This window comes from Streptomyces sp. CB02366 (assembly GCF_001905905.1).
Taxonomy (GTDB): domain Bacteria; phylum Actinomycetota; class Actinomycetes; order Streptomycetales; family Streptomycetaceae; genus Streptomyces.
This window is the reverse complement of record NZ_LIVT01000035.1, coordinates 1-11247: the sequence shown is the minus strand read 5'-3', so window position 1 is coordinate 11247 and position 11247 is coordinate 1. Positions and strand designations below refer to the sequence as shown.

The window sequence follows — 11247 nt, the reverse complement described above, 5'->3', positions numbered from 1 at the left end:
AGACGCCTACGAACCTCATTCTAAAACGATCAGTAAATCCACCTCGACCCATCAGGTCTGAGTCCATGGAGGTACGTCACGATGCACGAGCAGAATTGGAACGCCGGACGGCAGGGGAAGGACGACGCACCCCCCTGCCCGGGGTCGGGCGCTAGGTTGGCACCCGCACTGGCTGGAGTGGGCCGCGCGGTAGACGTCCTCCTCGCCCACGAGTCCGCAGTGCCCGACGGACTCTCCTTCCGCGTGCGCGTCCCCGACGGGCACGACCTGTTCGGTGACCGAGGCAGCCGTGGCCTGCCTGACGACGCCCTTCTGCTCCGCTCGGTCGTAGAGCAGTGCGCCTATGCGGCTCTGCAGCGCACCGGCCTACTGCGGCCGGGGGAAGTCCCGCTCAACACCTCTTCAAATAGCCGAGCCACGGGCGCTCCGCCGATCCCGCTCTTTCACGACGAGCTGGTAGCGACCTGTCGCGTCGAACAGCTCCGCTCCAGTCGGACAGGGCGCACCCGCCGCGTATCCGCCTCGTGCGTCCTCACCTCGCGAAGCGGACAAGTGCTGGCCGACGGCCAGACCAGCGCTGGCGTCCTGGAACGTACGCTGTACCGGACTTGGCGGGGAGCCGGAGTCATCAGGGCCGGGAACCTGTCGCCTTCTCTAAGCACGCTACCGCTCTGTACCGGAGAGGTCAGGTCCCGGCCGGAAAACCAGGTATTGGCACAAATCGGCCGCCAGGGCAGAGATGCCCACGCCCTGCTGCGTCTTTCCAGCCACCCGTACCTATTGCCCGCGTCAGCGGACCACGTGACCGGAAGACTCTTCGCGGAGGCGGTCCGCCAGCTCGTGCTTGGTGTGTGCGAACCGAAGGGCGATTTGCGCGCGCTCCGCATGTCGTTCCACCGGCTGTGTACCCTGAATGAGCCTGTGCGGGTACACGCCACTCCGTGCCCCAAACCGCAGACATCCGCCCGCTGGCAAGTTCTCTTCTCCCAGTCAGGCACCAGGGTCTGCGCCGCAACCGCCGAGGTCTACGTCTGACCCCGGTGGTATGCACGTCAGTCAGCGGACTCCGCATCCTCCTGACGTACGGGACCGAACGAGAACAGGGACCGGGCCCGCCAACCACCTGAAAGTTGCTGCGGAAGGATAGATGTGATCAGGTCAGCAGTCTGCCTCACAACCGAAGTGGGACCAGGGAGCAGGCGGCGGCGAACACGGCCTCTGTCATAAGGCACATTCTGCCCTGCGAGCCTGACAGCCCGTCACGGTGCGAGCACCCGGTCCGGGCGGCACACCTCGCACGCCTGGACCCCCTCAGCCAGCGCGGCACAAGCCTCCCCCACGCTGACCTGCTGCAGGGCCGTGCCCCGCGCCCAGCAGTCGCCGTGGCGGACCTCCGGGTCGGGGATGCCGAGACCGACGCGATGCCCCACGCAGGCACCGGCGGCCCGGCGCGCGGGGCCCCGGTGCTGCTGGATTTCGCTCGACGGCGGCGATCTGCTCGCGGACGCGGTCCAGGGACAGCAGCAGCCACGTCTCCAGGACGCGCAGGCGCTCCAGGTCGGGCGGCAGATCACGCATCCCTCAGGCCACCTCCGCGCCCGCACACCGGTCCCCGGATGTCAGCCGGCGCAGCTCCACCCGGGCCGCCGGAGACCACCCGGCCGGAGACGCCCACCAGGGGTGCCAGTGAATCCGGACCGACAGGTGAAGCAGGCGGCGGGGCGTGCCACGGCGAGGGCGCGGTAGGTGGCGTGCCACTCCCGCTGGGCTGCGATCAGGTCAGGGGAAGGGGTACCGGTGCATCCACCCAGCGGAACCCGTGTTCGATTTCCTTTTCCAGTCAGCCCGCCATCGACCGTCCCAGCGTGCCGCGCATCACGGTCAGCTCCGGCCTCGGGGTCGTCGGCCCCTCCAGGACCACCGCCCAGTACTCCCCGGTCTCGGCGACCCGCCGAGTAGCTGCCCGCTGCGCCCGCACTGGCAACGCGTCGAAGACCTGCGCCAGGCGGTCCCACTCCTTCGCCGCGCCCGGTCGGCGGAGCATGAACCACAGCTGTTCGCAGTGCCACCCGCCCCTCATACTCCAGTCCTCCGGGGTGTCCCCGGGACAGGGAACCTGGGCGCCCCGGGGCACGCGGCGGGCCGGGCGGGGCAAGGGGTGCGTATGGAGCGGGGAGGCCACCCCCTCGACGGCGGCCTCATCGAGGACCACGCAGAGTCAGGCCAGAAGGCCGTGCAGCATCGCACTGGCCGGGTCCTACGCGATCAGCCGCGCGGCCCCGGCGACGGCGGAGCCGATCGCCAGGAGGCGGACCTGTCAGTACTCCAGCAGCGGATCGTGTCTTGAGCTGGTGATTGTCGTTGTCCCGGTATGGAGGGCATGACTGAAGTCAGTTGCTGGGCTGCGGAGTTGGAGTCTGCGTTCGCTCGGGTGGCGGGCCGGTTCGCTCGGGCGGATCTGCGGTGGCGGATGCGGGACTATGTCCGCGGTCTGCTGGGTCAAGCGGCACGGAAGAACGGCTGGCAGCTCGCGGAATGGGCAGGTCACCGCACGCCGGACGGCTTCCAGCGGCTGCTGAACAGCAGCCGCTGGGACGCGGACGCCCTGCGCGACGACGTCTGTGCCTATGTCGGTGAGTCCCTTGGCCCCAATGGCGTGTTGATCATCGACGACACCGGGTTCATCAAGAAAGGCACCACCTCGGCCGGGGTCGGCAGGCAATACACCGGCACCTCGGGAAAGATCGACAACTGTCAGATCGGCGTGTTCGCCGCCTATGCCACCGGATCGGGCCGGACCCTGTTGGACCGGAAGCTCTACCTGCCCAAGGCCTGGACGTCCGACCGCGACCGCTGCCGGGCGGCGAAAATCCCTGATGAGCGGGGCTTTGCGACCAAGGGCGAGCTGGCCCGGGACATCGTCCGACGCTGTCTGACTGCGGGCCTGCCCGCCACGTGGGTCACCGCGGACGAGGCCTACGGGCAGGACTGGAACTTCCGCCGCCTGCTCGAGCAGCTCGACGTTGGCTATGTGGTGGCGGTGCCCAAGTCGCAGCAGGTCAAGTCGCTGGCCGGCATCTGGCGCATCGACCAGCTCATCGAGGACGCCCCTGCCGATGTCTGGCAGCGGCTGTCCTGCGGCGACGGAGCCAAGGGCCCGCGCCTCTACGACTGGGCCGCGGCCAAGCTGCCCGCCAACCTCGTCTTCGACCCCGACCCGCCGACCCACCACCGGTGGGTGATGGCCCGCCGCAACCTGTCCGACCCCGAAGAAATCGCCTACTACCTGGCCTACGCCCCCGTCGGCGTCGAGATCGCCGAGCTGGCCCGCATCGCCGGTTCCCGCTGGGCGATCGAGGAGTGCTTCCAGGCCGCGAAGAACGAATGCGGCCTGGACGAGTACGAGGTCCGCTTCTATCCCGGCTGGTATCGGCACATCACCCTGGCCATGCTCGCCCACGCGGTCCTGACGGCACTCACCGCCCAGGCCGGCGCCGAGGTCGCAAAAGGGGCTGCAGAAACGGATCAGCCCTCGTCCCGCTCACGGTGGCAGAGATCCGGCGGCTCCTGGACACTCTCCTGCCCCGCCCACAAGCCGACCGCAACCCCTTCACCCACGCACTGAAATGGTCGGCCTGGAGAAGACACCACCAGGCCGTCGCCCGCCGCTGCCACTACGGGACTGTAGAACGTTCGGTGTAACTCCCGATCATGGAAGATGCATCGATGACCAGCAACAACGTGACCGAGGTCGAGACCGTCGAGCCGTCTGAGGCGGTGCCGTTGAAGTCCATGGACGACCGGCTGATCGACGAGCTCGTGGGGCGGGCTCAGGCCGAGGGCCTTCAGCTGACTGGGGAGGGTAGGTTGCTCCAGCAGCTGACGAAGCGACTGCTGGAGTCCGCTCTTGAGGGTGAGATCACCGACCACCTCGGCTATGACAAGCACGATCCGGCGGGGAAGAACAGTGGAAACTCACGCAACGGCACCCGCGCCAAGACCGTGCTGACCGACGTCGGCCCGGTCGAGATAACCGTGCCCCGCGACCGCGAGGGCTCCTTCGAGCCGAAGATCGTCAAGAAACGCCAGAAGCGCCTTTCCGGCGTGGATGAGATGGTCATCTCGCTCGCGGCGAAGGGCCTGACGACCGGTGAGGTCCAGGCCCACCTGTCCGAGGTCTATGGCGCCGAGGTGTCGCGTCAGACGATCTCCACGATCACGGACAAGGTCCTCGAGGGCATGGCCGAGTGGCAGAACCGGCCCCTGGATGCGGTCTATCCGGTGGTCTTCATCGACGCGATCCACGTGAAGATCCGCGACGGCGCGGTGGCCAACCGGCCCATCTACGTGGCTCTGGCCGTAACGGCCGAGGGCCGGCGGGACATCCTCGGGCTGTGGGCCGGTGATGGCGGCGAGGGCGCCAAGCACTGGATGCACATCCTCACCGAGATCAAGAACCGCGGCGTTACCGACGTCCTCATGCTCGTCTGCGACGGGCTGAAGGGGCTGCCCGACGCGGTCGAGGCCGTCTGGCCCCGCACCGTAGTGCAGACCCGCGTGGTCCACCTGCTGCGGAACTCCTTCCGCTATGCCGCCCGCCAGGACTGGGACAAGATCGCCAAGCTCCTCAAGCCCGTCTACACCGCGGCGACCGAGGACGCGGCACTCGATCGGTTCGCCGAGTTCGCCGATGTATGGGGCAAGAAGTATCCGGCGATCGTCCGGCTCTGGGAGAACGCCTGGGAGGAATTCACTCCCTTCCTCCGCTTCGACACCGAGATCCGCCGCATCGTCTGCACCACGAACGCCATCGAGTCCGTCAACGCGCGGATCCGACGGGCGGTCAAGGCCCGCGGCCACTTCCCGAATGAGCAGGCCGCCCTGAAGTGCGTCTACATGGCGATCATGTCGCTGGACCCGACCGGCAAGGGCCAGGCCCGCTGGACCATGCGCTGGAAGACCGCGCTGAACGCCTTCGACATCACCTTCGACGGCCGACTCTCCGCAGCACGCCAGTAACCCTCAACAACCCGATTTACACCGCTCGTTTGGCCCTGTCTCACATTCGGTGGTGACGCAGAGTGGCATAGGTCGTTGATGTGAGTGTGGAAAGTCTCAACGAGCTGGTGGCGACGGTGTTTTCGGGGATATCCCCGCTGGTCATCGAGGATGTGGTCGACGAGGGTGAGCGCGTCGTTGTGAGGGCACGGACTCCGGGATCGACCGCGGTCTGCCCGGCGTGCGGGGCGTTGTCGGAGCGGGTGCACGGCTATCACTGGCGGACGGTAGCCGACCTGCCGATCGACGGCCGGCGGGTCGTGGTCCGTGTCCGGGTTCGGCGTCTGGTGTGTCCCACCCGCGGTTGCCGCCATACTTTTCGCGAGCAGCTGCCCGGGGTGCTGGAGCGATACCAGCGACGCACAGCCCGCCTGACCAGGCAGATCAAGGCCGTGGTCAAGGAGTTAGCGGGCCGTGCGGGATCGCGTCTGCTGGCGAAACTCGCGATCGGCCTGTCGCGTCACACGGCCTTGCGCACCCTGCTGCGCATTGCGCTGCCCGCCGGGCGGGTGCCCCGCGTGATCGGTGTCGACGATTTCGCCCTGCGTCGGCGGCACCGATACGCCACCGTGGTGATCGACGCGGAAACGCATGAGCGGATTGACGTGCTGCCCGACCGCACGGCCGACACGCTTGAAGCGTGGCTGCGCGAGAATCCGGGTGTCGAGGTCGTGTGCCGGGACGGCTCCGCGACCTACGCCGAGGCCATCCGCCGTGCCCTGCCCGACGCAGTGCAGGTCACCGACCGCTGGCACTTGTGGCACAACCTCTGCGAAACCGCCCTGAGTGAAGTCAAGGCACACAGCACATGCTGGGCCGCAGTGCTGGACACTCCAATTTACGAAGGACCTCGAGCCCAGACCACCCTCGAACGCTGGCACCAGGTCCACGGCCTCCTCCAGCAGCGCGTGAGCCTGCTCGAATGCGCCCGCCGCCTGCAACTGTCCCTGAACACCGTCAAACGCTACGCCCGCGCCGACCGACCAGAACGCATGCTCCGCGTCCCCAAATACCGCGCCAGCCTCGTCGATCCCTACCGCGACCACCTGCGCAGACGCCGGGCCGAAGACCCCGCCGTTCCTGTCCAGCACCTCTTCGAAGAGATCAAGGCCCTCGGCTTCACCGGCTGCCTCAACCTCCTGCACAAATACATCAACCAGGGTCGCGCGGACGCCGACCACAGCCACATCTCCCCGCGGAGGTTGGCCCGGATGCTCCTGACCAGGCCCGAGAACCTCAAGAGCGGACATCGCGATCTCCTGGACCAGCTGACCGCCGCCTGCCCCGAGATGACCCACCTGGCCACCTCCGTCCGAACCTTCGCCCAGCTCCTGAAGCCCCGGCCCAAGAACGTCGACGCGCTCGATCACTGGATCACCCAAGTCCGCGCAGCCGACCTGCCACACCTGCACGCCTTCACCCGCGGCCTCGAGCGCGACAACGACGCCGTGATCGCCGCGCTCACACTTGCGTACAGCAACGGCCCCACCGAAGGCGTCAACACTAAGACCAAACGGATCGTACGCCAGATGCACGGACGAGCAGGCTTCAACCTCCTCCGCCACCGCATCCTCCTCGGATAGCGACACACTCCGTCACCACCGAATATGAGACAGAGCCGCTCGTTTGACAGACCCGTGATCCGCCGGACAGAACCTAGTAATCTGAGTCAGAGATTCGTCGGCAGTAGGTGGCGACTTTGTCGAGGATCTCGTCGGCGGTCTTCGTCCAGACGAAGGGTCTGGGGTGTTCGTTCCAGTCAGCGAGCCAGGCCCTGATGTCGCGTTCGAGGGCCTGGACGGAGCGATGAACGCCGCGCTTGAGTTTCTTCTGGGTCAGCTCGGCGAACCACCGCTCGACCAGGTTCAGCCAGGACGCGCTGGTGGGCGTGAAGTGCGGGTGGAACCGTGGATGCGCCAGCAGCCACTTCTTGATGTCGGGGGTCTTGTGGGTCGCGTAGTCGTCGAGGATCAGGTGGACCTGGAGGCCGGCCGGGACTTCCTTGTCGAGTTTGGTGAGGAACTTCTTGAACTCCGCGGCCCGGTGGCGGCGGTGAAGCGAGCCGATGACCTTGCCGGTCGCCACTTCCAGGGCGGCGAACAGGGTGGTGGTGCCGGCGCGGACGTAGTCGTGGCTGCGGCGTTCAGGAACGCCGGGCATCATCGGCAACACCGGCTGAGAGCGGTCGAGAGCCTGGATCTGCGATTTCTCGTCCACGCAGAGCACCAGTGCCTTCTCCGGCGGATCGAGATAAAGGCCGACGACGTCGCGGACCTTGTCGATGAACAGCGGGTCGGTGGACAGCTTGAACGTCTGCGAGCGGTGCGGTGCCAGGGCGAACGCCCGCCAGATCCGCGAGACCGTCGACTGCGACATCCCCGTCGCCGCGGCCATCGACTCGTCGACCAGTGAGTCGCGTTCTTCGGGGCCTCCTCGAGCGTCCTGACGATGACCCGCTGGACGTCCGCGTCGGTGATCTTCCGGGGGACACCCGGCCGAGGATCGTCGCACAAGCCGTCCAGGCCCCGCTCGATGAAGCGCCGCCGCCAAGTGCGGACCGTGTCCGGAGCGACCTGCAATCGGCGGGACACCTCCATGATCGAGTGGCCCTCGGCGCACTCCAGCACGATCCGCGACCGCTGGGCCAGAGCCTGAGCCGTCGTGCGGCGGCGTAACCAGCCCTCCAGCACAGCACGCTGGGAACCAGTGACCGACAACGGCGGAATCTTCGGACCCGGACGACTCATACCCAACTAACGACGAATCTCCGACTCAGGCACTAGACGACGGCTGTGGGCCCGGGCTGCGGTCAGGTGGTGGGTGCGGCCCGGCGCGGCTCGGGAAAATCAGAGCAGTATGTCGTCCGGCCGGGCGATGACCTGGACATTCATGCCATGCTACTTGTGCTTTTGGGAGTAGTACGGCTCGTCGGCGGGGATTAGGGTGCCGTCGACGATGACGAAGTTGCCCTCGCCCAGACCGGTCAGAGCCGCGTGCAGACCCGGCACCCACGCTGCGAGGGCGTCCAGGGTCTCGTCGACGTGGTGCCAGGCCGTCGTGGTCGAGACGCCGAAGCCTGCCGCGAGCTGGGCGAACGTCTGGTTCTTCCGAAGGTGAGCCAGGACGAGCAGTGCCTGCTTGAAACAGCCGAGTCGTCGCCAGGGCGATTTCACTTCACGCCTTCGGGCGTAGATGAGACGTGCTCGACGAGCTCATACAGGACGTCGAGCATGGAAGGGTATGGAGCCAACAGGGCCCTAGTCGCCGGGGTGCTGAGTGAGATCACCATGCAAACGACCAGGGGCCCTGCTCTGTCACACCCTCGCCCACCAGGCCATTTCGCCCTCTCGGCATAGGATGAAAAAGGTGTAGTGAGGTAGGCCCCCCGCTCGCGATATGGACTCAGGGCGCTGGCGGGGCGACTCGCTGGCGTTCGACCTCGCGCCAAAGCCAGATGTTCTTGCACGAGACGCCGTAGGGGTTCATGTCGGGTACGCGACTGAATCCGGCCGAGGCGGGAGTGGAGAACCATTCCTCAACGGCCCACGTCACACCGCCGGTGGGGCCTGGAGGGCGGGTGTGAACACAGAGCTCCGGGTGATCGACCACGGCATCCTCGACGACGTAGAAGCTTCCCGGGGAGACTAGGGAAGCACAGTGTCGGAGGCCGGCGAGGGTCGTCGCATGGGCGTGCTGGGAGTCCTCGACGACCAGGCAACGCGCGCCGGGCGGGAGGTGTTCCGCGATCAGCGGGGCGGTGGAGGCGTCAAGCAGGTCGGCCTCCAGAAGGACGACCTGCTGGGCGTAGAAACGGTCCGCTGCCGCGAGGGCGGACCGCGCGCGCTCCTGGTCCAGGTCGAGCGTGATGACGCGGACGTCCTCGGGGATCCGGCCGTACGACGCCATCGTCCGCAGCCGGTCCCTGAACCACAGAGCCGAACCGCCCGAGTGTGTGCCGAGTTCCACCACAACCTGTGCCCGGGAGAGCCACAGGGCGTGTTCGTACGTACGGAGGTCCTCAGGGAACTTCATCAGGCGGACACCTGCGTAGGAGTCCCGCACGTGCTGTCCCATGCGGTCCTGCCAGTACGTGAGCAGACTTCCGTTCGTGTCGGCGCGTACCGGGGGAGGCAGAGGCGGTGACGGTGTGACACCTGTCCCGTGATCCGAAGGCGTCGCGTCAGTCATGCGGTTCTCCTCAAGCTGGCCGAAATTCATATCGTCCGTCATGACGGACATTGGTGTGATGCCGTCGATCAGGCATCGTGGATCCATCTGGAGCGCTTTCGGAGGAAGTCGTCTCCCCCGGGGACGGCGGGGCTCCTGCCGGGTAGGACCATCGTGAGAGGGGGCGGCATGCGGGCTGCGTTCTTCGACGTGGACGGCACCCTGACGGCCGATGTCACCGCGTTCCGCTTCCTCGAGTACTGGTTCTTGGAAAGAGGAGCTTCCCTCGACTCCTTCCTCGAAGTCAGACGAGCGCTCCGGGACATGACGATCGCCGGCATCTCCCGTGACCACGTCAGCCGTGCCTTCTTCCGTCAGTTCACCGGCGTGCCCGAAGCGGACGTCGACGCTGCCGGGCGGCGGTGGTTCGCCGCCGAGCTTTCGCAGGGCGGCTTCTTCAACGAGCCGGTGCTCGCAGCCGTACGCCAGCACAGGGAATCGGGCGACCTGGTCGTTCTCGTGTCGGGATCCTTTCCCCCGTTCCTGATGCCGCTGGCCGAGCACGTTGCAGCTGATCGTGTGCTGTGCACGCGCCCCCTCGTGGCCGACGGCGTGTACACCGGAGAGATCGGGCGGCCACTGCTCGGGGAGAGGAAGGCCGCTGCGGTCAGCCGCCTGGCCACCGAGCGCCGCATCAGTCTGACTCTCAGCAGCGCCTACGGAGACCACCGCTCCGACCTGGAGATGCTCCGCAGCGTCGGTGATCCCGTCCTAGTGGGCGATGCCCCCCAGCTGGTGGAGATGGCGCACGAACTGGGCTGGCGCCGCCTGCCGCGCCCGGGCGGGTGGACTCCGGTGCCGCGCCCCCGGCTTCCGGAGCATTGAACGGTTCGCGGGGCCGGAAGCGTGCCTGTCAGGTGAACTGGACGCTCAGCGGCCCAGACAAGGTGCTGAGCCCCTCGGCGGTCGTGCACTGCAGACTCTCCGTGAGGGAGAGGGCGATCTCGACCGTGATCTGCGCCCCTTGCAGGTCGCCGGCGCGCCCCTCTCCGGTGAGGACGAGGACGGACACGCCGCCAGGGCGGAAGCTCACTCCCCCGCTGAAGTCGAAGGCGGAGGCCGACGTCTGAGGGTTGGACCAGTTGATCACGCCGGACCCGGACGAGTTGCCGCCGGTGCACGACAGCTGGCCCTGACCCTGGAAGTCGATGGTGCCGCCGGTGTGCTGCGTGTCCGTTCCCACACAGGGGCCGACCACTCCGGAGGCCGACACGGTGACCTGGCGCTGGATCAGCGTCAGACCGGGCTGGTAGGTGGTCATCTCGTAGCCGGTGCAGTCGCCGGGAAGGCGAGGACCGACGCCGCGAGGCAAGCGGCCCAGACGACGGCGGACCGCCGGAAGACGAAGGCTCGGCTGTGAGTTCGGTCGGGCATGGGAGATCTCCTGTCCGGTATGGAGGCGGGGCGGTAGCCGGACCGGCCGGCTGTCGCACGCCGTCTCGTCCGCCACGGCGGAACGACGTGTGCAGCCTGACAGCGTCACAGAGTGGAGGCGAAGACCTTTTTTCAGACAATTAGTGGATCTATGGCACCCGCACCCGAGGCCGATCTCAGGGGTTCGTGCCGGAGGGGGGAAGCGAAGGCCCGGATCACTGCCGAGCGAGCGGACTCGGGCGGCGTGGAGATGGTCGAGTGTGGTGAGCGCATCCCTGCCCCCCCGGCGCGAGCAGGGACGGGTCGCGCCCCACGAACTACGCGCAGACATCCGATGGGCACGCCCCAATGTGTCAAGGGCCGAGGACGGTTCGTCCCGGACCCGGCAGGGCTCGGCGGCGTGTGCCACCTCGGGGTGGCAGCCCCAGGCGCGGGTCGTCCTGATGGTCGTGTTCTGCGCCGGCATCGCCGGGCTGGCGCTCTCCGCGGCCCGCAGACCGCGCTTCGCCCAGCTGGCGTTCCTGGTGGTCGCCGCGTTCGTCCTGACGAACAAGGTCTACTCACCGCAGTACGTGCGCTGGCTGATCC

8 protein-coding genes and 3 pseudogenes are annotated in these 11247 nt (G+C 67.4%); 5 read left to right on the top strand and 6 right to left on the bottom strand.

Going from position 1 to position 11247, the window contains the following annotated elements; translation table 11 throughout:
* Positions 1-1259: 1259 nt before the first annotated feature.
* Positions 1260-1430, bottom strand: coding sequence for a DUF6233 domain-containing protein (locus AMK24_RS34105; protein WP_158072201.1), 171 nt, complete (start codon positions 1428-1430; stop codon positions 1260-1262).
* Positions 1431-1840: 410 nt separating this feature from the next.
* On the bottom strand, positions 1841-2080 hold the full coding sequence (locus AMK24_RS34100; RefSeq protein ID WP_158072200.1) for a hypothetical protein: 240 nt from the start codon (positions 2078-2080) through the stop codon (positions 1841-1843).
* 300 nt (positions 2081-2380) lie between these two features.
* Here AMK24_RS34100 and AMK24_RS32220 point away from each other — a divergent pair, with 300 nt between their 5' ends.
* The 3 genes from AMK24_RS32220 to AMK24_RS32210 all read left to right on the top strand — a co-directional run bounded on the left by AMK24_RS32220 (position 2381) and on the right by AMK24_RS32210 (position 6641).
* The gene (locus AMK24_RS32220; protein ID WP_079190749.1) at positions 2381-3625 is read left to right on the top strand and encodes an IS701 family transposase; all 1245 of its coding nucleotides are present in this window, start codon (positions 2381-2383) and stop codon (positions 3623-3625) included.
* A 167-nt stretch (positions 3626-3792) separates the two neighbouring features.
* The gene (locus AMK24_RS32215; RefSeq protein WP_199876556.1) at positions 3793-5019 is read left to right on the top strand and encodes an IS256 family transposase; all 1227 of its coding nucleotides are present in this window, start codon (positions 3793-3795) and stop codon (positions 5017-5019) included.
* A gap of 80 nt (positions 5020-5099) precedes the next feature.
* Positions 5100-6641 carry an ISL3-like element IS466 family transposase gene (locus AMK24_RS32210; protein WP_079190748.1) on the top strand — a complete coding sequence of 514 codons (1542 nt, stop codon included), beginning with the start codon at positions 5100-5102 and terminating at the stop codon, positions 6639-6641.
* A gap of 73 nt (positions 6642-6714) precedes the next feature.
* Here the strand turns inward: AMK24_RS32210 and AMK24_RS32205 are convergent.
* From AMK24_RS32205 to AMK24_RS32195, 3 genes and pseudogenes are all read right to left on the bottom strand, one after another.
* Positions 6715-7805, bottom strand: a pseudogene (locus tag AMK24_RS32205) (IS630 family transposase).
* A gap of 102 nt (positions 7806-7907) precedes the next feature.
* A pseudogene (locus AMK24_RS32930) lies at positions 7908-8347 on the bottom strand (transposase family protein); the annotation flags it as partial.
* A gap of 113 nt (positions 8348-8460) precedes the next feature.
* Positions 8461-9288, bottom strand: a complete 828-nt coding sequence (locus AMK24_RS32195) for a CmcI family methyltransferase (protein ID WP_158072199.1) — start codon at positions 9286-9288, stop codon at positions 8461-8463.
* Between the two features lie 126 nt (positions 9289-9414).
* Between AMK24_RS32195 and AMK24_RS32190 the strand changes: the two genes are divergently transcribed.
* Positions 9415-10110, top strand: coding sequence for an HAD family hydrolase (locus tag AMK24_RS32190; RefSeq protein WP_073772415.1), 696 nt, complete (start codon positions 9415-9417; stop codon positions 10108-10110).
* A gap of 28 nt (positions 10111-10138) precedes the next feature.
* Here AMK24_RS32190 and AMK24_RS32185 read toward each other — a convergent pair whose 3' ends face one another.
* A complete protein-coding gene (locus tag AMK24_RS32185; RefSeq protein ID WP_073772414.1) occupies positions 10139-10546 on the bottom strand; it encodes a hypothetical protein in 408 nt (135 codons plus the stop codon).
* A gap of 463 nt (positions 10547-11009) precedes the next feature.
* Here AMK24_RS32185 and AMK24_RS32180 point away from each other — a divergent pair.
* A pseudogene (locus AMK24_RS32180) lies at positions 11010-11247 on the top strand (hypothetical protein); the annotation flags it as partial.

Coding starts and splice junctions, on each gene's coding strand:
- AMK24_RS34100 (WP_158072200.1), bottom strand. CDS start 2,080: ATGAGGGGCGGGTGGCACTGCGAACAGCTGTGGTTCATGCTCCGCCGA.
- AMK24_RS32220 (WP_079190749.1), top strand. CDS start 2,381: ATGACTGAAGTCAGTTGCTGGGCTGCGGAGTTGGAGTCTGCGTTCGCT.
- AMK24_RS32215 (WP_199876556.1), top strand. CDS start 3,793: ATGGACGACCGGCTGATCGACGAGCTCGTGGGGCGGGCTCAGGCCGAG.
- AMK24_RS32195 (WP_158072199.1), bottom strand. CDS start 9,288: ATGACGGACGATATGAATTTCGGCCAGCTTGAGGAGAACCGCATGACT.
- AMK24_RS32190 (WP_073772415.1), top strand. CDS start 9,415: ATGCGGGCTGCGTTCTTCGACGTGGACGGCACCCTGACGGCCGATGTC.
- AMK24_RS32185 (WP_073772414.1), bottom strand. CDS start 10,546: ATGACCACCTACCAGCCCGGTCTGACGCTGATCCAGCGCCAGGTCACC.